At 65.3% G+C, this 20592-nt stretch carries 19 protein-coding genes; 9 read left to right on the forward strand and 10 right to left on the reverse strand.

Annotated features, from left to right (window positions below):
* Positions 1–128 precede the first annotated feature (128 nt).
* The 4 genes from AC3WRR_RS11445 (at position 129) to AC3WRR_RS11460 (ending at position 5582) form a co-directional block, all read left to right on the forward strand.
* The gene (locus tag AC3WRR_RS11445) at positions 129–1289 is read left to right on the forward strand and encodes a glycosyltransferase family 4 protein (RefSeq protein ID WP_492297021.1); all 1161 of its coding nucleotides are present in this window, start codon (positions 129–131) and stop codon (positions 1287–1289) included.
* Positions 1290–3293, forward strand: coding sequence for a capsular polysaccharide export protein, LipB/KpsS family (locus AC3WRR_RS11450; RefSeq protein ID WP_492297023.1), 2004 nt, complete (start codon positions 1290–1292; stop codon positions 3291–3293).
* A gap of 50 nt (positions 3294–3343) precedes the next feature.
* Entirely contained in the window at positions 3344–4765 is a 1422-nt protein-coding gene (locus AC3WRR_RS11455) for a mannose-1-phosphate guanylyltransferase/mannose-6-phosphate isomerase (protein ID WP_492297025.1), read from the forward strand.
* 526 nt (positions 4766–5291) lie between these two features.
* Positions 5292–5582 (forward strand): hypothetical protein, encoded by a 291-nt coding sequence (locus AC3WRR_RS11460; protein ID WP_492297026.1) that lies wholly within the window; start codon positions 5292–5294, stop codon positions 5580–5582.
* Positions 5583–5660: 78 nt separating this feature from the next.
* On the opposite strand, the gene AC3WRR_RS11465 is transcribed toward AC3WRR_RS11460, so the two are convergent.
* Entirely contained in the window at positions 5661–6713 is a 1053-nt protein-coding gene (locus tag AC3WRR_RS11465) for a hypothetical protein (RefSeq protein ID WP_492297028.1), read from the reverse strand.
* A 296-nt stretch (positions 6714–7009) separates the two neighbouring features.
* Here AC3WRR_RS11465 and AC3WRR_RS11470 point away from each other — a divergent pair, with 296 nt between their 5' ends.
* From AC3WRR_RS11470 to alaC, 4 genes are all read left to right on the forward strand, one after another.
* Positions 7010–7717 carry a PadR family transcriptional regulator gene (locus tag AC3WRR_RS11470; protein WP_492297030.1) on the forward strand — a complete coding sequence of 236 codons (708 nt, stop codon included), beginning with the start codon at positions 7010–7012 and terminating at the stop codon, positions 7715–7717.
* Between the two features lie 78 nt (positions 7718–7795).
* A complete protein-coding gene (locus AC3WRR_RS11475; RefSeq protein ID WP_492297031.1) occupies positions 7796–8623 on the forward strand; it encodes a siderophore-interacting protein in 828 nt (275 codons plus the stop codon).
* A gap of 71 nt (positions 8624–8694) precedes the next feature.
* Positions 8695–9090, forward strand: a complete 396-nt coding sequence (locus AC3WRR_RS11480; protein ID WP_492297077.1) for a hypothetical protein — start codon at positions 8695–8697, stop codon at positions 9088–9090.
* Positions 9091–9222: 132 nt separating this feature from the next.
* The gene (alaC, locus tag AC3WRR_RS11485) at positions 9223–10449 is read left to right on the forward strand and encodes an alanine transaminase (protein ID WP_010814115.1); all 1227 of its coding nucleotides are present in this window, start codon (positions 9223–9225) and stop codon (positions 10447–10449) included.
* Positions 10450–10462: 13 nt separating this feature from the next.
* Here the strand turns inward: alaC and AC3WRR_RS11490 are convergent, their stop codons facing one another.
* Genes AC3WRR_RS11490 through AC3WRR_RS11515 form a run of 6 tightly spaced genes read right to left on the reverse strand, consistent with a single transcriptional unit; the run spans position 10463 to position 16694 of the window.
* On the reverse strand, positions 10463–11131 hold the full coding sequence (locus tag AC3WRR_RS11490; RefSeq protein ID WP_011617068.1) for a Crp/Fnr family transcriptional regulator: 669 nt from the start codon (positions 11129–11131) through the stop codon (positions 10463–10465).
* 14 nt (positions 11132–11145) lie between these two features.
* A complete protein-coding gene (locus tag AC3WRR_RS11495) occupies positions 11146–12273 on the reverse strand; it encodes an enoyl-CoA hydratase/isomerase family protein (RefSeq protein WP_492297033.1) in 1128 nt (375 codons plus the stop codon).
* 9 nt (positions 12274–12282) lie between these two features.
* Positions 12283–13053, reverse strand: coding sequence for an enoyl-CoA hydratase (locus AC3WRR_RS11500; RefSeq protein ID WP_010814118.1), 771 nt, complete (start codon positions 13051–13053; stop codon positions 12283–12285).
* Complete coding sequence (mmsB, locus tag AC3WRR_RS11505) at positions 13050–13955, reverse strand: 3-hydroxyisobutyrate dehydrogenase (protein WP_492297035.1); 906 nt, start codon at positions 13953–13955, stop codon at positions 13050–13052. Before mmsB ends, AC3WRR_RS11500 begins: the two co-directional genes overlap by 4 nt.
* Before the next feature lie 37 nt (positions 13956–13992).
* Positions 13993–15516 (reverse strand): CoA-acylating methylmalonate-semialdehyde dehydrogenase, encoded by a 1524-nt coding sequence (locus tag AC3WRR_RS11510; RefSeq protein WP_010814120.1) that lies wholly within the window; start codon positions 15514–15516, stop codon positions 13993–13995.
* A gap of 44 nt (positions 15517–15560) precedes the next feature.
* Positions 15561–16694, reverse strand: a complete 1134-nt coding sequence (locus AC3WRR_RS11515; RefSeq protein WP_010814121.1) for an acyl-CoA dehydrogenase family protein — start codon at positions 16692–16694, stop codon at positions 15561–15563.
* A gap of 152 nt (positions 16695–16846) precedes the next feature.
* Here AC3WRR_RS11515 and AC3WRR_RS11520 point away from each other — a divergent pair, with 152 nt between their 5' ends.
* Positions 16847–17860: an AraC family transcriptional regulator gene (locus tag AC3WRR_RS11520; RefSeq protein WP_010814122.1), complete on the forward strand. Its 1014-nt coding sequence runs from the start codon at positions 16847–16849 to the stop codon at positions 17858–17860.
* Positions 17861–17870: 10 nt separating this feature from the next.
* Here AC3WRR_RS11520 and fghA read toward each other — a convergent pair whose 3' ends face one another.
* The 3 genes from fghA to AC3WRR_RS11535 all read right to left on the reverse strand — a co-directional run bounded on the left by fghA (position 17871) and on the right by AC3WRR_RS11535 (position 20587).
* The gene (gene fghA, locus AC3WRR_RS11525) at positions 17871–18713 is read right to left on the reverse strand and encodes an S-formylglutathione hydrolase (RefSeq protein ID WP_010814123.1); all 843 of its coding nucleotides are present in this window, start codon (positions 18711–18713) and stop codon (positions 17871–17873) included.
* Positions 18714–18726: 13 nt separating this feature from the next.
* A complete protein-coding gene (locus AC3WRR_RS11530; RefSeq protein WP_492297038.1) occupies positions 18727–19833 on the reverse strand; it encodes an S-(hydroxymethyl)glutathione dehydrogenase/class III alcohol dehydrogenase in 1107 nt (368 codons plus the stop codon).
* 169 nt (positions 19834–20002) lie between these two features.
* Positions 20003–20587, reverse strand: a complete 585-nt coding sequence (locus tag AC3WRR_RS11535) for a glycerol-3-phosphate responsive antiterminator (protein WP_010814125.1) — start codon at positions 20585–20587, stop codon at positions 20003–20005.
* Positions 20588–20592: the final 5 nt, after the last annotated feature.

The raw sequence follows: 20592 nt of genomic DNA on the forward strand, positions 1-20592 counted from the left end.
TGAGCAAAACTTTGCAAGTATCGCACGCCCGCAGCTAGAATACGCGGCCATTCAGCGATCTTTCGACAAGTTTCGTTGGCATATTTTCACATTCGGTACTCGCGCATTCACGCGGGCATAACAATCCTGTGCTCCCGATATTCCTGGACATCACGCGGCTTTTGGATAGGCTGGCCAAGCGGACGCTGCCAACAGGCGTCGATCGCGTCGGCCTTGCCTATATCCGACACTATGCTTCCCGGGCGCGCGCCGTTTTGAGCGAGCGTGGATTTTACGTGGTACTGACAGAAGATGAATCGGCACATGCGTTTGACCTGTTGCTGAATCAAGACGCCACCCATTCGAGGGATGCCAAGCTTCTGATGGTGCGTGCTACCCTTCGTGCCTTGCGACGTGAACGATTCGATCGCGGCGTACTGCTCCACACCAGCCATTCGGGGCTGGAATTTGGCAGATATTTTCAATCGCTGGCAAGGCGGAATATCCGCACGATCTTCATGTTGCATGATTTGATACCGCTCACTCACGCGGAGTATTGCCGCCCTGGTGTGCGTGAACTCCATCATGAACGGATGCGCGTGGCACTGAATCATGCTGCCGGCGTGATTGCCAATTCCCGCTTCACACTCGACTCGTTGACCGAAACGTCGCAGAGCTCCGGATGGATGCTCCCTAAAACTGTGGTCGCGCCGCTGGCCTCCGGCATAACCAGGAAAGGTGACGTATCGGGCGCCCGCCCTATTGGCCGCCCTTACTTCGTCATGTTAGGAACCATCGAGCCGCGCAAAAACCACTGGTTCATGCTTCACGTCTGGCGTCGGCTTGTGGAGATGCTGGGGGATCGCGCACCGATGCTCGTCGTCATCGGTCGTCGTGGGTGGGAGTGTGAAAACGTTGTGGACATGCTGGAGCGGTGTTCCGCGCTACGTGGGGCTCTGATTGAAGAGGCCGATTGCTCGGACGAACGCCTCTATAACTACCTGCATCATTCGCAAGCGCTGCTGTTTCCGTCCTTTGTTGAAGGCTACGGCATGCCGTTGGCCGAGGCATTGGCCATGCGGGTGCCCGTCATTGCCAGCGATCTGCCCGTGTTTCATGAAATCGCCGGGAATGTTCCGGATTACCTCGATCCGCTTGATGGCCCGGGTTGGATTTCTCGCATCCTGGAGTACTCGCAGCCAGCCAGCTCGCTGCGCGCCGACCAATTGATTCGAATTGAAGGGTTTCGCGAGCCTACGTGGCAGGAGCACTTCGAGGTGGTCGACAAATTCATTGAGGAATTGGCGTAGGTGGCAACGTTGGGCGAGTTTGCCGGGTCTGTACCGCAGCCCGCTGCTGATCTGGGCGGCGTTACGAGGCTCGGCGAAACGTTTACGTCCACCGGTGGCGCGACGGATGGCATTTGGTCCGAACGGAGGGTAGGGCGAATTGCACACCGCTTGAGGTACATATTTGCCCCCAACTCACCTGCGTTGCTTCATGGCCCTGTGTGGTCGCCACGCAAAACTGGCGAGCCCACGCTGTCCTGGTTCGCTGTTCGCGGCCAAGGGGACATGGATGACCTGCTGGCGCAGGCGGTGCACGCCATCGTAAGTAGTGATGATCGATTGGGAACCGCCCCGGAGCTGCCTCAATTGATGCGGCGACTGGTCGCGGTCCGGGCTGACCTTGCGCGCGATGCAAATCCTGCGCCGCCGCCGGAACTACTGGGAGCCTCGAGCAAGCCGCGCGTATTGCTGATTGATCAGCGGCGGGGACTATCGGGAGCGCGTGGCGCATGCGAGCGAATGGTGCAGGCGGTCCAGTCTGAGCATTCTGACGCTGAGTTCTGGATCTGGCCTGTAGATGTGGGTCACGGCGGCTTGTTGTCGGGCGGACTGAAGATGCCGGCAGACACGAGGGAAATTTCTCGCGGATTCAGCTTTTTCGCGGCGCTGTCACATGTCGACCATATATATACAGTCAGCGCCCCGGAGGGCATGCAAGCAATGCTGGCCGGGGTGCCGGTGCGCGTATTCGGTCGCCCCTTCTATGCGGGTTGGGGGCTGACAGTCGACGACTTACCTATGCCGGAACGTCGCGCGCGGCCCACACTCGCTGCACTATTTGAAGCGGTCTACTTGCGGCTCGCACACTATCTGGATCCGGAAACTCAAGGTGTCGGCACGTTGCAGCGCTTGCTTGACTGCATCGAACTACAGCGCGGTGTGCGTGCACGCTTTGCGGATTGCGGCCAGTTGGCAGGCCTACGCTTCCAGATCTGGAAGCGGCCATTAGCAACGCCTTTCCTTGGTGCGGGCGGCGGTCAGTTGCGCTGGACAGATGCACCCGAACAGATCATGCCGGGTGAGCGGGTTGTGGTATGGGGCGGCAAGAGTGCGGATGACATTCCCGTCGGCACACCGGTCTTGCGCATGGAAGATGGATTCTTCCATTCCGACGGACTGGGCTCAGACATGAATGCGCCGCAAAGTCAGGTGCTGGATCGGCATGGCCTGTATTTTGATGCGCGACGCCCGAGCGAACTGACAAATATCCTGAATCAGGCTTGCTTCGACGAGGCTGAACTGAAGCGCGCGGCGGCGCTGCGCATACTGGTATGCCGCCTCGGCGTGACCAAGTACAACCTCGGACGCCGCGCGCCGCGCTGGCTGGCGCCGGCAAATCGGCAGGTGCTTTTGGTAGCGGGCCAGGTAGCCGATGATGCTTCCATTCGTTTCGGCACCGGCGCAATCGGCACTGCTGAGGTGCTGCTGGAAGCCGTGCGCCAGCGCAATCCCGATGCTTTCATCGTCTACAAGCCTCACCCCGATGTCCTGTCGGGCAACCGAAATGGCCTGGTCCACGCCCAGCGGCTTGCCGATGTTGTGGATGCTGACGCTGACGTACTGTCGTTGATAGATCGGGCCGATGAAGTCCACGTGCTGTCGTCGCTGGCAGGTTTCGATGCCCTACTGCGGGGCAAACAGGTGTTCACATACGGCTTGCCGTTCTATGCAGGTTGGGGACTGACGACCGATGAGCTTGAACAGCCCTGGCGCGAACGCGGTCTGACGCTGGATATGTTGGTAGCAGGAACTTTGCTTCGTTATCCGGTGTATTGGGATTGGCGCATGCAAATGTTCACGACACCCGAGGCCGTGGTGAATCTACTGGGTAAGACTGCTAGCCGACCACTGGTTCGTATTGCGAAAGACCCGATGCGCTGGCCTCGGAAGATCTGGCGCTGGAGCCGGAATGCTGTGAAGTATGGAATATGGGCTTGGCAACGCCAGCGCGGTGCTGTTGCCTAGAAGCATTGAATTCAAATCAATAACAACTATTTCTCTCTTCGGGAGTTGTCATGAACATTTACCCCGTAATTCTCTGTGGCGGCAATGGTACCCGCCTTTGGCCAATGTCGCGCGGCGGCTATCCCAAGCAATACCTGAAACTCACTGGCGAGAATACGCTGGTCCAGCAGACGGCGTTGCGCCTTAACGGCGTGCGCAATGTGGCATCGCCTATCGTCATTACCAACGCCGAACAGCGCTTCCTTGTCGCCGAGCAACTGCGCAGCGTCAACATCGCGCCGTCTTCGATCGTGCTGGAGCCAAAAGGCCGCAATACTGCGCCGGCAGTTGCCGTGGCAGCTTTGCTGGCGCGTCAGCAGTCTGACGATGCCTTGCTGATGGTCTTGCCATCGGACCACGTCATCACCAACGAGGCCATGTTCGCCAAATTGGCGAATGACGCAGCAGCCATCGCGCGCGACAACTATCTCGTGACCTTCGGTATCGAGCCCACCGAACCACATACGGGTTATGGCTACATTCGCAGCGGCGCCGGTCTGGGCAGTGATGGCGCATATCTGGTGGACCGTTTTGTCGAGAAGCCGGACAGCGCCACGGCGCAAGGTTTCCTCAAGGAAGGCAACTATTACTGGAACAGCGGCATGTTCATGCTCAAGGCGGCCACCTACCTTGAGGAGCTCGGCCGCCATGAGCCGGAAATCCTGAAGCAGGCCGAATTGGCCTTGCAAGCCTCCACGCGCGATGCAGATTTCATCCGTCTCGATGCGCAAGCCTTTGCGGCCTGCCCGAGCATCTCCATCGACTACGCCGTGATGGAAAAGACCGAGCAAGCCGCAGTGGTGGCCGCAGCCGGCCTGGGTTGGAATGACATTGGCTCGTGGACGGCGCTGGCGGAAATCGAGGCTTCGGACGAGCAGGGCAATGCGCTGCTAGGTGACGTGCTGACTGAGGACGTCAGCAATAGCTATGTGCGTGCCGAGCACCGCATGGTGGCGCTGGTTGGCGTTGAGAACCTGGTGGTTGTTGAAACCGCCGACGCCGTGCTGGTGGCGCACCGCGACCGCGCCCAGGATGTGAAGAGGATTGTCGAGCAGCTGAACGAGTCCGGCCGCCATGAATCGGTTACTCACCGCAAAGTGTTCCGCCCGTGGGGTTCTTACGAGGGCATTGACCAAGGCGACCGCTTCCAGGTCAAGCGTATCGTCGTAAAGCCAGACTCATCGCTGAGCCTGCAGATGCACCACCACCGCGCCGAGCACTGGATCGTCGTGCGCGGCACCGCGCGCGTCTTCAATGGCGACCAGGTCTTGCTGCTGTCCGAGAACCAGTCGACCTACATTCCGCTGGGCGTGACCCACCGCCTGGAGAATCCGGGCAAGATTCCGCTTGAACTCATCGAGGTGCAATCCGGTTCCTACCTGGGCGAAGACGACATCGTCCGTTTTGAGGACAACTACGGCCGCGTGCAATGACGTACCGCACGGGCCCCGCGCCCGTGGCGTGCTGACGATTCGCCAATAGTTGGCAACTGGTGAGCCCGGTCGGGCAATGGGGTCCGCAGGGCGGTGTTGCCGACAGACACCGCGATACCGCGCTGCCTACGGCCGCTTTTGCGAATTTGCCCATACCAGCAGGTCTTGTCCCTCGGCATACTAGGCTCGTCGCTGCCATCGCAGCGATCGGGTCTAGCGGCCCGAGTGAAAAGGCCGAACGGCCGCCTTCTGGCGGTATTCTTACGTTCGCCGTGCCTGCGCACGCCCCTTCCATGGGCGGGCCCTGGCAGGGGAGCCCTCGGGCTCGCCGGTTCCCTTTTCCCGGTCCGCTAGCCCTGCCTTGCGCCCGCCCACCCCGATTTGCACCCGGGGCGCGGGACTGAACCTGTATGAAAAGGGGGCGTTTCCATGCTTCAGTCTTTGTTTGCCCATACCGGGCGATTGGCAATTTCCAGTAGCTGCACAATGCATCAGCGCGCGCGAGCCACGCATGCGGAGGTGCGCCATGTATAGCCATAGCCATCACGGCATCACAGCCGAACACAACGGTGCTGACATGCTGGTGACCGCCCACAGCCCGGGTGAAAATCCGCTGAGCCTTGCGACAGAACGCGCGGCCGAACTCTATGGCCTGCTGTTGATGGCCAGCGACCATGACGCCTCGGGCGAGGACCTGGGCGCTCTGAGCCAGGAGACCAGGGAGAGCCTGCTTTCCCTGGCGGGCAGGCTGGCGCATGAGACGCAGGTGTTGAGTGAGCTGGCCTTGCTGCAGGGCCAGACATTGCAGCGTGACTGATGTTGCGCGGGCCGCGGTTTGGTGCCGCGGCTGTCGGGCCACCCGGCCCCGCGGGCAACTGGCTTGGCGGGGCCATTCCTAGAAGCCGTTGATACGCAGCCCGATCGATACCAGCCCATTTGATCGGCCCAGCCCCCTTGCCATAACCGGGTTGTAGAGCATCGGCACATAGCCGAAGAGGCTATTCTGTGAGCCTTCCCCGCGTACGAACACGTCAAGGTAGCGGTTGACCGCATAGGAAGCCTGCAGTGCAATCGTCTGATTGAATTGGGCCTTCGGTGCACCATAGGCCGAGTAGCGCTGATCCAGTTCGCGCAGGAAGTACTGGGCATGGTAGCCAGCCAGAAGGCTTATCCGGCCAACACGCCACCGCCATGAGCCGCCGGCGCCGATGAAAGCGCTGCTGTCATGAAAGCCATCCCCGGCGTCCAGGCCGAACTGGGTCGCGTTGACGCGGACGCTGGCACTGGTGATGGTGGCGCGTCCGATCCGGCATGGCGCTGCGAGCGTGCCGATGGCCATGTTGTCCGCGCTGACCCTTACGTTGTACTGGCATGTGCCTTGTCGCCACGTACCCTGTATATCGCCGGCTCGCACCCAGCTATAGCCTGCGCTGACAAAACCCGTCAGGAAGTGGTTGGTCCATGGCTGGCCGGTGTAGATGAGGTCTGCCTGCACTTGCGTGTCGTTCGGATGCGCGACGGTGAAGTCCCCAAGCTTCTTGCCGTTGGAGGATCCGCTCCTGCTCAGGCTGCCGGCATAGTTGCCCCAGGCGGACAGCCGCAGTGTGAGCTTGCGGCCCGCATCGGGGCTGGTGAGCAGGCCATAGCTCACGCCAGCCAGCCAACTGTCGACGTCCGCTGAGTCCTGCCCGTGACTCATATGCCGGCGCCAGTATCCTGCTTCCAGCGACCAGGACGGCGAGAACTTGTAGGCTGCCCGGAGATGGCCGCCCTGGTAGTGACCGCTGAAGTCATAGGCGCCTTCCACCATATAACCTTGCGGTGCCGGCCCCACCGGCTCGGCGCTAAGCAGCGCATCTTCCATGGCGCTGTGCGCCGCGTGCCACGGTCCCAGCATCATGGCACCGATCCAGGCCGCCGCGAGCCTTCGCTGTTTGATGGCGTTCATATGGTTCCCCGGTGTGCCAGCTCGGTTGTTGCGGCTTCTGGCGGACCGGGTTGATGCTTCTCTTGGAGCTTGTTGTCGCGCTCTTGCTCTCGTTCCCGGTTCGCTTTTCTTGTGCCTTGTTCTCGCCTTGTTCTTCGAGCGTGGCGTTAAATGAATGTTGGAAAGCGGGGGACCGCTCTACAAGCCGGCTTGGTGCGGCAGGGCACGTACCGGCTGGCGGAAGCCAGGGATGTGCTTGACATTAGCTCTTACGATATATATCGTAAGATATGTTTTACGACATAGCGGAGGTAGTCATGCGCGATCATTCCCACCCGTTTGGCTTCTCAGGCCGCGGCCGTCACCTGCTGACGCGCCTCGTGCCGCACTTCGAACGTCACTTTGCCCACCACGCCATGGGCCGCCACGGCGGCGGCTTCTGGGGCGGCGGGCATGACGACGGCTTCGGCCCGGGCGGTCCCGATGGTCCCGGCAGCTTCGACGGCGAAGGCTGGCGCCGGGGCCGCAAGTTCAGCGCCGATGACCTCCAGTTGCTGCTGCTAGCCATGCTCGAAGAGAAGCCGAGCCACGGCTACGAACTGATCAAGGCGATCGAGACCCGTACCAACGGCTTCTACAAGCCCAGTCCCGGCGTGGTCTATCCGGCCCTGACTTACCTGGAAGAAGTGGGCTACGCCACCGTCGATACGGAAGGCAACAAGAAGCGCTACCAGCTGTCCGAGACCGGCAAGGCCCACCTGGCCGCCAATCGTGATCGGGTCGAGGTGATGATCGCCAAGCTGCGCCACGTGGCGCGCAAGGTGGAGTGGATGCGGCGCGCCATGAGCGGCGAGCCGCAGCCCGAGCCGGAGCAGGGCGGCTGGCTGCCCGAGCTGATGCAGGCCCGTGCCGCGATCAAGCGTGCCATTGCGCTGCGCAGCGATGCGGGCGCCGATGAGCAGCGCCGCATCGCTGAGATCCTGCTGCGCGCGGCGGCTGAGATCGAAGCGGTCCGCAAGGCCTGACGCGTGGCACTGACGCTGGCTGCGGCCATCGGCAACCTGACCCGGCAGGCGCCGGGTTTGATCCCAAGGAATTCCAAGATGAGTGAGAACAACCAAGCCTCCGCACGTGACCTGACTGTGCAGCGCGTGCGCCATCCTCTTAAGATGCGGCTGCTGCAGGTGGTGCGCACCACGCAGGTGTCACCGCAGCTGCTGCGCGTCACGCTGGGCGGCGCTGATCTGCAGGACTTTGTCTCGGCGTCGTTCGACGACCATGTCAAGGTCTTCTTCCCGGTGGATGGCGCAGACAAGCCGGTGCTGCCGCAGGTCACCGCTGACGGCATCACCTTCCCCGAAGGCCAGCCGCGGCCGGCCGCGCGCGACTACACGCCGCGCCGCTACGATGGGGCGAAGCAGGAGCTGGATATCGAGTTCGTGCTGCATGGTGATGGTCCCGCGTCGACCTGGGCGGCCCAGGCGCAGCCGAGCCAGTACCTGGGCGTGGGCGGGCCGCGCGGCTCGTTCGTGGTGCCCACGGAGTTCGACTGGCACCTGCTGATCGGCGACGATACCGCGCTGCCGGCAATCGCCCGGCGTCTGGAAGAGCTTGGGGCTGATACGCGTGCCATCGTGGTGGTGGAAGTGGGCGATGCCACGGCGCAGATTCCGCTGCCGACGCAGGTGCAATGCGATGTGCATTGGCTGCATCGTGGCGATGCGCTGGAAGGCAGCCTGCTGGAAGGGGCGCTACGCAAGCTCACGCTGCCGCGCGGCGAGGGCTATGTGTGGGCCGCTGGTGAAGCGGCGGCGATGAAAGCTGTGCGCCAGTATCTGGTCAGCGAACGCGGCATCGACAAGCGCCGCATCCGCGCGTCGGCCTACTGGAAGCGTGGCGATTCTGCCGTGCATGAGACGCTGGACGACTGAAGCGGGCGGGGTGCCGGTAAGATAGCGCAATCGCCATCCGCCAGGGAGATCCTGCCGTGCAGCCTTTCTCCATGCTTTGCCGCTTCACGATCAGCCGGCGCTTCGCGCTTGCCTCCGCCTGCGCAGCGCTGCTGGTGGCCTGTGCGCCGGACTCTGTGCGCAATATCCAGGCCAAGGGCTTCAATGCCTATCTCGATTCGCTGCAGACCGCTTGCCCCAACATGATCGTTGGCTCCAGCAATATCAGCGACTGGCTGCGCACCAGTGGCGGCAGGGACGACGACAACTATGTCTACTGGCTGGACCAGACCTCGCGGCTCTACTACCAGCGCATCTCGCCGGCGCAGTATCGGGATTCGGTCAGCGCGGCGCTTGGCGGCAAGTCCGATTCGCGCGCGCTGGACTGCATCGTGCGCAACCTGCCGGCGGACCGGCCGACGCGGCCGCCGGGCGGCAAGCTGCTTTGATCTTTTGTACCTGGTCTCACATGGTCGTTGTGCAATCGCCGCATCCCCGCTAACATGAGTCTCCGGCAGCCGAGACAAAGGCTGCCGACGTCGCTCGGACGGTTCCGGGCGCTTACGTAAAGGACTCCCTCCATGACTGCCGCTTCTGGCAAGCGCCGCTTTGCGCGCATCGATCGCCTTCCCCCGTACGTTTTCAATATCACCGCCGAGCTGAAGATGGCCGCCCGCCGCCGTGGCGAGGACATCATCGACATGAGCATGGGCAACCCCGATGGCGCCACGCCGGCGCATATCGTGGCCAAGCTCACGGAAGCGGCGCAGCGGCCCGATACGCACGGCTACTCGGCCTCCAAGGGCATCCCGCGGCTGCGCCGCGCGATCGCGCACTGGTACCGCGAACGCTATGACGTGGAGATCGACCCGGATACCGAGGCCATTGTCACCATCGGATCCAAGGAAGGCCTGGCGCACCTGATGCTGGCCACGCTGGACCGCGGCGACACGGTGCTGGTGCCCGATCCCAGCTACCCCATCCATATCTACGGCGCGGTCATTGCCGGCGCGGATATCCGCTCGGTGCCGCTGGTGCCGGGCATTGATTTCTTTGCCGAGCTTGAGCGCGCCATCCGCGGCAGCTATCCCAAGCCGAAGATGATCGTGCTGGGCTTTCCGTCCAACCCCACCGCGCAATGCGTGGAGCTGGACTTCTTCGAGCGCGTCATTGCGCTGGCACGCAAGCACGATATCTTCGTGGTGCACGACCTGGCCTATGCCGACATCGTCTTCGATGGCTGGAAGGCGCCATCGATCATGCAGGTGCCGGGTGCCAAGGACATCGCGGTGGAGTTCTTCACGCTGTCCAAGAGCTACAACATGGCGGGCTGGCGCGTGGGCTTCATGGTGGGCAACCCGGACCTGGTGGCTGCGCTGACGCGCATCAAGAGCTATCACGACTACGGCACCTTCACGCCGCTGCAGATCGCGGCCATTGCCGCGCTGGAGGGCGACCAGCGATGCGTGAGCGAGATCGCCGCGCAGTACCAGTCGCGCCGTGACGTGCTGGCGCGCGGGCTGATCGAAGCGGGCTGGCCGGTGGAGATCCCGAAGGCGTCGATGTATATCTGGGCGCGGATTCCGGAGCCGTACCGCGCGTTGGGCTCGCTGGAATTCTCCAAGCAGCTGCTGGCCAAGGCCAAGGTATCGGTCTCGCCGGGCATCGGCTTTGGCGACTATGGCGACGAGTATGTGCGCTTTGCCCTGATCGAGAACGAATCGCGCATTCGGCAGGCGGTGCGGGGCATCAAGGCGATGTTCCGGGCCGACGGGCTGGTCAAGCCGGCATCAACCGCGCAGGCATGAACCAGCGCTGCGCTCAGTAGCGGCGCAGCGCCTCCAGGTCAAGCACATGCACCACGCTGTGCTTGACCGCCAGCAAGCCTTCATCCTCCAGCACCTTGAGCGCCGCATTAGCCCGCTGGCGCGAGATGCCCGCCAGCAGGCCGACTTCTTCCTGCGTCAGATGCAACGCCGGGCCCGGTCCGGAAGGGCATAGCACGGGATGGAATAGCGTAGCCAGCGCCCGCGCCACGCGTCCTTCGATGCCGTGCAGCCGCTCATGCTCTACGGTGGCGATAAACAGGCCCAGCCTTTCATTGAGCTGGTCGAGCAGATAGCGGTTGAAGGGAAGGCTGGTCTCCTGCAGCCAGCGGAACGTCGCCCCCGGCATGCAGGCGATGCGTGAATCGCGCAGGGCCACTACGTCATAGCGCAGCGCCTCGCGCTTGAGCAGGGAGCCTTCACCGAGCCAGCCACCGGCCGGCACGCCGGTCAGCGTCGCGCGCTTGCCCGAGGGCGATGCGCAATGCACCTTGACCAGGCCTTGTGCGATGCCAAGCCAGCAGTCGGCCAGGTCGCCCTTGCGGATGACATAGGCGCCTTGCGGCACCGCGCGCTCACGCAGTTCGGCGCGCACGCGCTGGCGTTGCTCCGGGGTCAGTGCCGCCGCCCAGGGGCTGCGCGCCAGCAGCGCGTCGAGGCTCACGGTGGTGCATCCGCTCAGGCGGGCAGGGGCAGCGGCTGTTCGCCCGGTGCCCACCACGGCCGGAACAGCGCCTGCACGGCGACGTCATCGACGGCTTCATAGCTGGCGATGCGCCAGTGCGGCGTGTTGTCCTTGTCGACGATCAGCGCGCGCACGCCTTCGATGAAGTCCCCCTGCGAGAACGTGTTGACCACCACCGCCAGTTCCATGCGGAAGCAGTCGGCCAGGTCCATGCGGCGACCGCGCAGCAGCAGTTCGCGCGTGGCGCAGGCGGACAGCGGCGAGCGGGTGCGCAGCACGTCGATGGTGCGCGTGGCCCAGGCGGTGTAGGCCGGGTCGTCCTGGCAGGCCAGTCCGGCCAGGATCTCGGGCAGCGTGGCATGCGCCGGGAAGTGCTGCAGCAGCGCCGGCAGCACCTGCAGCAGCGGCGCGTCGGCGGCGCTGGCCACCGGCTCGCGCACCAGCGCATGGCGCAGGTCAGCGAGCGCGTCATGGCCCCAGGCGATGCCGGCGAGGGTCTGCTCCAGCCCGGCCAGCGTCTCGCAGTCCACCGCGGCATCGGCCAGCCCGCACAGCAGCGCGTCGGCCGCGCCGATGGTGACTCCGGTCAGTCCCAGGTACAGCGCCAGCTGCACCGGCAGCTTCGACAGGAAATGGCTGGCGCCCACGTCCGGCACCAGGCCGATACCGGTTTCGGGCATGGCCACGCGCGAGCGTTCGGTGACGATGCGCAGGTGCGCGGCCTGCGCCAGGCCCATGCCGCCGCCCATGACAATGCCGTCCATCAGCGCCACCAGCGGCTTGGGATAGCGGTGCAGGCGGTAATCCAGCGTGTATTCGTCGATGAAGAAGCGCCGGTGCAGCGGGGTGCCGTCGCGGTAGCTGTCGGTCAGCGCGCGGATGTCGCCGCCGGCGCAGAAGGCCTTGGGGCCGGCGCCGCGCAGCACCACTGCGCGGACGGCGTCATCCCGCGCCCAGGCTTCCATCTGCGCACCAAGCGCGACGATCATCGGGTACGACAGGGCATTGAGCTGGCGCGGCCGGTTCAGCGTGGCAATGCCGACACCGTTGACGACCTGGAACAGCACCTCCGGCTCGGCGGCATCCAGGTTGGCGGCCTTGGTCTCTTCAGTCAGGCGCATGGCGGGCTCCTAGGCGTTGCGCCATTGCGGCGTTCGTTTCTCGAGGAAGGCGTTGACGCCTTCGCGCTGATCGGCATCGTCGAAGAGGTCGACAAAGCGCTCGCGCTCCAGCGCCAGCGCGGCCTGGCGTGGCACGCCCTGGCGCGCCAGGTGCACCAGCCGCTTGCTGTGCGCGGCGGCCCGGGGACTCACGTTGCAGGCGCGCTCAGCCATCGCCAGCGCGGTGGCGATGGCCTGGCCGCGCGGCACGACTTCTTCCACCAGCCCGATGCGCAACGCGGTGGCGGCATCCACGCGCTCGTTGGTCAGGATCATGCGCTTGGCCCAGCCTTCGCCGACCAGCCACGGCAGCGTCTGCGTGCCGCAGCCGCACGGCAGCAGGCCGACCGCGGCTTCAGGCAGGGCCATCTGCGCGTGTTCCTCGACGATGCGGATATCGCAGGCCAGTGCGCATTCCAGCCCGCCGCCCATGGCATAGCCGTTGATCGCGGCGATCACCACGGGCCGCGCGTTCTGCAGGGCCTCGAAGGCGCTGCCGAACTGCTGCGCCATCACGCGGGCATGGGCGCGGTCGCCCTCGGCGAAGCCGTTCAGGTCGGCGCCGGCGCTGAAGAACTTCTCGCCGGCACCGGTGACCACCACGGCGCGCACTTCGGGGTTGGCGTCGATCTTTGCCACCAGCTCGCGCAACTGCTGCAGGCCTTCCGCAGTGAAGGCGTTGGCGGGCGGGCGGCTCAGCGTCAGCGTGGCGACGTGGCCGTGCAGGGCGAACTCGATCATTGCTTGGACTCCTTGTCAGCGGCGGACAGGTACTGGCGGATCACGCCGGAGAAGTCGAGCTGGCCGTCGCCGGCATGGCTCACGGCCTGGTAGACCTGCTGCGCCAGCGCGCCCAGGAACAGCGGCTGCTTCACGCTGCGCGCGGCGTCGTTGGCCAGGCCCAGGTCCTTGAGCATCAGGTCGGCGCCAAAGCCGCCGGTGTAGCCGCGCCCGGCCGGCGCGGTCTCGATCACGCCGGGCCAGGGGTTGCAGGTATCCGAGGCCCAGCAGCGGCCGGTGGAGGTATTGACGATGCCGGCCAGCACATTGGCGTCGATGCCCAGCTTGACGCCCAGCGCCATCGCCTCGGATACGCCGATCATGGAGATGCCGAGGATCAGGTTGTTGCAGATCTTGGCGACCTGGCCGGTGCCGGTGCCGCCGCAGTGGACCAGGTTGCGCCCCATGCCGGCCAGCACCGGGCGCACCTGGGCGAACAGCGCTTCGGTGGCGCCGACCATGAAGGTCAGCGTGCCGGCCTGGGCGCCAACGGTGCCGCCGGAGACCGGTGCATCGGCCAGCGCATTGCCGTGCGCCTCGGCGGCAGCGGCCAGTTCGCGCACGGTGGCGGGGTCGATGGTGCTGGAGTCCACCAGCGGCACGCCCGGGCGCACGCCGGCCAGCACGCCTTCCGGGCCCAGGTAGGCGCTGCGCACATGGGCAGCGGCGGGCAGCATGGTGATGACAAAGTCTGCTTCGGCCACGGCCTTGCGGGCGGAATCCGCGGTGGCGGCGCCCTCGGCGCACAGCGACGCCACCGCCGCGGCGTTCAGGTCAAATACGGTCAGCGTATGGCCGGCCTTGAGCAGGTTGCGCGCCATGGGCGCGCCCATGTTGCCGAGGCCGATGAAGGCGATATGCATGGGGTCTCCTTCCGTGTCGTTCTTGAATGCCGCCCGATTACTTCAGGCTGATGGTGGTGTTCACCCCATCGTTGACCGTCGCGTCATCAAACCACCGCGCCGTCACCGTCTTGGTCTGCGTATAGAACTGCACCACCTGCTTGCCGTACGGACCCAGGTCGCCCAGCTTGGAGCCACGCGATCCGGTGAAGCTGAAGTAGGGCACCGGCACCGGGATGGGGATGTTGATGCCGACCTGGCCCACGTCGATCTCGCTCTGGAACTTGCGCGCCGCGGCGCCGCTCTGCGTGAACACGCCGGTGCCGTTGCCGAACGGGTTGCGGTTGACCAGGGCGATGGCCTCGTCCAGCGTATCGACGCCGATCACCACCAGCACCGGCCCGAAGATCTCCTCGGTGTAGATCGACATGTCGGTCCGGACATCGGTAAAGATGGTCGGGCCGATGAAGTTGCCCTGCGGAAAGCCCGGCACCTCCACGCCGCGGCCATCCAGCACCAGCGTCGCGCCTTCGCGCTCGCCGGCGGCGATGAGGCCGAGGATCCGTTCCTTTGCCGCCACCGATACCACGGGGCCGACATCGGTGCCTGCTTCAGCGCCGGCGCCGACTTTCAGGGTCTTGGCGCGTTCGACCAGGTCGGGCACCCAGTCGCGTGCCGCCCCCACCAGCACCACCACCGAGGTGGCCATGCAACGCTGGCCGGCCGCGCCGAAGCCTGCACCGGCCAGCGCGTTCAGCGTCTGCTCCTTGTGCGCATCGGGCAGTACCACGGCATGATTCTTCGCGCCCATCATCGACTGCACGCGCTTGCCGTGCGCGCTGGCCAGGTTATAGACATGGGTGCCAACGGCGGTCGAGCCCACGAACGACACCGCCTTGATGTCCGGGTGCGTGCACAGCGCATCGACCACGTCCTTGGCGCCGTGCACCACGTTCAGCACGCCCGGCGGCACGCCGGCTTCCAGCGCCAGCTTGACCAGCTCCACGGTGGACAGCGGGTCCTGCTCCGACGGCTTGAGCACAAAGGTATTGCCGCACACGATCGCCATCGGGAACATCCACAGCGGGATCATCGCCGGGAAGTTGAACGGGGTGATACCCGCGCACACGCCAATCGGCTGCTGCAGCGTGTAGGTGTCGACGGTGGCGGCCACGTTCTCGGCAAAGCCCCCTTGCTGCAGGGTGCCGATCGAACAGGCGTGTTCGACCACCTCCAGCCCGCGGAAGATGTCGCCCTCGGCATCGGCCAGGGTCTTGCCCTGCTCGGCGGTCAGGATGGCGGCGATACGCTTGCTGTGCTCGCGGATCAGGGCCTGGAAGCGCAGCATGACGCGCAGCCGTGCGCCGATGGGCGTGTGGCGCCACGTGGCAAAGGCGCGGTGGGCGGCGCCCACGGCAGCGGCGACCTCGCTTGCGGTGGCCAGCGGCACGCGTGCCAGCACTTCCTGCGTGGCGGGATTGACCACGTTGCGGAATTCGGTGGCGGATGAATCCACCCATTCGCCGTTGATCAGCAGCGGCACGGTCGGCACGGCATTGTCGGTCTTGGGCACGGCACTCATGGTTGTCTCCGGAAGGTCTGGTTCTGTTGGCAAGGGATGGGGGACTACAGGCTGCGCGCGATCAGCATGCGCTGGATCTCGCTGGTGCCTTCGTAGATCTGGGTGATGCGGGCGTCGCGGTAGTGGCGCTCGACCGGGTAGTCTTCGAGGTAGCCGTAGCCGCCGTGGATCTGCAACGCCTTGGAGCACACGCGCTCGGCCAGCTCGGACGCATACAGCTTGGCCTGCGAGGCTTCGGACAGGCACGGCACGCCTTCGCTGCGCATGCGCGCGGCGCGGTGCACCAGCAGGCGCGCGGCGTTCAGCTCGGTGGCCATGTCGGCCAGCATGTTGGCAATGGGCGGGTGTTCACGCAGTGCGCGGCCGAACTGGATGCGTTCCGATGCATAGCGACATGCGGCCTCGAAGGCTGAGCGTGCAATGCCGATTGCCTGCGCGGCGATGCCGATGCGTCCGCCTTCCAGGTTGGACAGCGCAATGCGCAGGCCCTCGCCGGGCTCGCCCAGCAGTGCGTCATGCGGCACGGTGCAGTCTTCCAGCGTGATCGCGCAGGTGTCCGAGGCGCGGATGCCGAGCTTTTTCTCCGGGGCGTGGACGATAAAGCCGGGGGTGTTTGTGGGGACAAGGAAGGCCGAGATGCCCTTCTTGCCGCGCTCGGGCTCGGTCGAGGCGAACACCACCGCCACACCGGCGCGCTGGCCGTTGGTGACGAACTGCTTGCTGCCGTTGAGCACCCAGCCGTTGTCGGTGAAGCGCGCGCGCGTGCGCAGGTTGTGCGCCTCGGAGCCGGCCTGCGGCTCGGTCAGGCAGAACGCGCCGATCAGCTCCCCGCTGGCCAGCCGCGCCAGGTAGCGTTCTTTCTGCGCATCGGTGCCATAGTGCAGGACCGGCCCGCAGCCGACCGAGTTGTGCACGCTCATCATCGTGGCGCAGGCGGCGCAGCCGGCGGCAATTTCTTCGATGGCGAGCGCATAGGCGACGTAGTCGGTATAGGTGCCGCCCCATTCCTCGGGAACGATCATGCCCAGTAGCCCCAGCGCGCCCATCTCGGCGACGACTTCATCGGGCAGGCGGCCGTCGCGGTCCCATTGCGCGGCGCCCACTGCCAGCCGTTCGCTGGCAAAGGCGCGCGCGCTGTCGCGGATCATGGTTTGCTCTTCGGTGTAGTCGCTGTGCATGGCAGATGAGGGTGGGGGTTTGGAGCCGCGCGGCAAGTCAGGCAGAATGCGCGCTTGGCGTTTGACCTGCGGGCAGTGTAGGAACGCCGGGGGCGGGCTCCTATGCCAAAATCCGCCAATCTTCGTGAACTCGTTTGCCACCCTCCCGCGCCATGGAAAAAGGCAGTGTCGCCATCTGTTTCGTCCACCACGCCATCGCGGGGCTGCGCGCGCGCGGCATCGACCCGGATCCGGTGCTGCGCGGCTCTGGCATTGCGCCGGCGCTGCTGGCGGTGCCGCAGTCACGCGTATCGGCCGCCAGCTACAGCGAGCTGTGGATGGCCGTGGCGGCGGCGCTGGACGATGAATTTTTCGGGCAGGATTCGCGCAGCATGAAATGCGGCAGCTTTGCCATGCTGTGCCACGCGGTGGCCGGCAGCCGCACCCTGGGGCAGGGACTGGAGCGCATCACGCGGTACTTCCGGCTGCTGCTGGACGATATCGGCGTGCGGCTGGAGCGCCACGGCGACGAGGCCGCGCTGGTGCTGACCGCGCCCTGCGCACACCTGGGGCGGCAGCCCGGCGTGTTTGCCAAGGAAACCATGCTGATCATGCTGCATGGCCTGATGAGCTGGCTGCTGCGGCGGCGCGTGCCGGTGCGGCTGGCGGCCTTCGACTACGACGAGCCGCAGTACAGCGCGGAATACCGCGTCATGTATTCGCGCCAGCTGGCGTTCGGGCAGCCGGCCACGGCGCTGGTCTTCGACGCGGCACTGCTGGAGCAGCCGGTGCGCCAGGACGAGCGCAGCCTGAAGGCCTTCCTGCGCGATGCGCCGCACAACGTGGTGGTGAAGTACTCCGACCGCGCCAGCGTGGGCGCGCGCGTGCGCAGGCTGCTGCGCAACCAACGCCCGGATCAATGGCCCACCTTTGAAGATCTGGCGATCAGCCTGAACCTTTCCGCATCATCGCTGCGGCGCCGGCTGATGGAGGAGGGCGTCAGCTACCAGGACCTGAAGGACGCGCTGCGGCGCGATCTTGCCATCGAGGCGCTCAGCCATTCGGGCCGCCCGGTCGCGGATATCGCGGCCGAGCTCGGCTTTGCCGAGCCGGGCGCGTTCCACCGGGCGTTCCGGCGCTGGACCGGATCGCGCCCGGGGGCATACCGCCGGGTGGCGGAAGGTTGATGCGGCGCGTCTACAGCTGTGCCGCGTGGTGGCGGATGTGATCGGCGATAAAGCTGGTGATGAAGTAGTAGCCGTGGTCGTAGCCGCTGTGCCGGCGCAGCGTCAGCGGCTGGCCGACGGCCTGGCAGGCTGCCGCGAAGGCTTCCGGATGCAGCTGGCTTTGCAGGAACTGGTCGTCCAGTCCCTGGTCGACCAGGATGCCGGCCGGGAAGGGCGCCCCATTCTGGCGTGCCATCAGTTCACTGGCGTCGTACTCAGCCCACGCGGCGCGGTCCGTGCCGAGGTAGCCAGTGAACGCCTTCTCACCCCACGGGCAGCGTGACGGCGCGGCGATCGGCGCAAACGCCGACACCGAGCGGAAGCGCTGCGGATGGCGCTGCGCCAGCACCAGCGCGCCGTGCCCGCCCATGGAATGCCCGAAGATGCCGACGCGGCCGGCATCGCCCGGCAAGGCGGTGGTGACCAGCCCGAACAGTTCGTCGGCCACGTAGCTTTCCATGCGCCAGTACTCCTGCCACGGCGCCTCGGTGGCATCGACATAGAACCCGGCACCCACGCCGAAGTCCCAGGCATCGGCCTCGCCCGGCAGGCCCGCTCCGCGCGGGCTGGTATCGGGCGCCACCAGCATCAGGCCGTGCTCGGCGGCAAAGCGCTGCGCACCGGCCTTGATCATGAAGGTTTCCTCGGTGCAGGTCAGGCCGGCCAGGTAGAACAGCACCGGCACCTTGCCGCCTGCCTGCGCCTGCGGCGGCAGGTAGACCGAGAAACGCATCGGCAGCCCGATCGCCGTCGAATCATGGCGATAGAAGCGCTGCACGCCGCCGTGGCAGCCGTGTTGCGAGATCAGTTCCATGTCGGCGCCGTCCTCAGTAGAGCACCACGGAGCGGATCGACTCGCCGCGCTTCATCAGGTCGAAGCCCTCGTTGATGCGCTCCAGCGGCAGCGTGTGCGTGATCAGGTCGTCGATATTGAGCTTGCCTTCCATGTACCAGTCGACGATCCTGGGCACATCGGTGCGCCCGCGCGCGCCGCCAAAGGCCGAGCCCTTCCACTCGCGCCCGGTCACCAGCTGGAACGGGCGCGTCGAGATCTCCGCGCCGGCCTCGGCCACGCCGATGATGATCGACTTGCCCCAGCCCTTGTGGCAGCACTCCAGCGCCTGGCGCATGACCTGCGTGTTGCCGATGCATTCGAACGAATAGTCTGCACCGCCGTCGGTCAGCTGGATGATGTGGTCGACCACGTTCTCCACGTCCTTCGGGTTGATGAAGTGGGTCATGCCGAACTTGCGCGCCATGGCTTCGCGGCCCGGGTTCAGGTCCACGCCGATGATCTTGTCGGCGCCCACCATCCTGGCCGCCTGGATCACGTTCAGGCCGATGCCGCCCAGGCCAAACACCACCACGTTGGCGCCGGCTTCCACCTTGGCGGTGAACAGCACCGCGCCCACGCCGGTGGTGACGCCGCAGCCGATGTAGCAGACCTTGTCGAACGGCGCATCCGGGCGGATCTTGGCCAGCGCGATCTCCGGCACCACGATGTGGTTGGCGAAGGTCGAGGTGCCCATGTAGTGGAAGATCGGCTTGCCGTCGATAGAAAAGCGCGAGGTGCCGTCCGGCATCAGGCCCTTGCCCTGCGTGGCGCGGATCGCCTGGCACAGGTTGGTCTTGCGCGACAGGCAGAACTTGCACTGGCGGCATTCCGGCGTGTACAGCGGGATCACGTGGTCGCCGGGCTTGAGCGAGGTCACGCCGGGGCCAACGTCGGTGACGATGCCGGCGCCCTCATGGCCCAGGATTGCCGGGAAGATGCCTTCCGGGTCGGCGCCGGACAGGGTGTAGTAATCGGTATGGCAGATGCCGGTGGCCTTGACTTCCACCAGCACTTCCCCGGCGCGCGGGCCGTCCAGGTCCACGTCTTCAATGGTCAGCGGGGCGCCGGCTTTCCAGGCGATGGCGGCTTTGGTTTTCATGGGGGAGTCCTCCGGGATCAGGAATGTGGGGGGTGGCTTGCAGGCTGCGCGGCGCAGGCCGGCGCGGCGCGGGGCAAGCCAGGTCCGAGGACATGACTATACGATCTTCCTGCGGCTGCAGGCCAGTTTTGGCCGATCAGCGGTCAGCGAAACTGCCCAGGCGGGACTCTTACGCCTTCAGCGCTCTCGCTTCCAGGTTCCAGAGCTTGCGGTCGCTGGTGGAGACGGCCACAGCGCCTTGTGCGAGCGCGCTGCGGATATCATCCCGATTGCAGACAAAGCCTGATGTCACGATCGGCGGCAGCGCCTTGCGGTCCGCTTCTGGCAGGTGCGACAGCATCGGTGCCGGCATCAGCTGCACCAGGTTCGGGTCGCTCTGTTCGAGCGCCTTGACGCTGCGCGGCCAGGTGGAGCGGTCGGTCACAAAGACCTTCTGCATCGTCACCATGCCGGCGCGGTTGGCGCGCTGGATCGTTGCCACGCGCGTGGAGACCAGACTGGTCACCCCGATGTCGGCCAGGTACTCCACCCCGCCCTTGTCCTGCGACAAGCCTTCGCAGCTGTCGATATTGACGATGACGTACTTGCCGGCGCTGGCCAGCGTGGCGATGACGGGCTGCAGCTTGCGCAGTTCCACGTTGGCGACAATGCAGACTTCGGCCACGCTTTCAAAAATGGCGTCGATCTGGTCAACACCGTAGAGTGTGCCGATGACGGGGTGTCGCGTCAGGCGCGCACCGAGGGACCTGTCCATGCTGG

This window comes from Cupriavidus sp. FW305-3-2-15-C-LB2 (genome assembly GCF_058787575.1).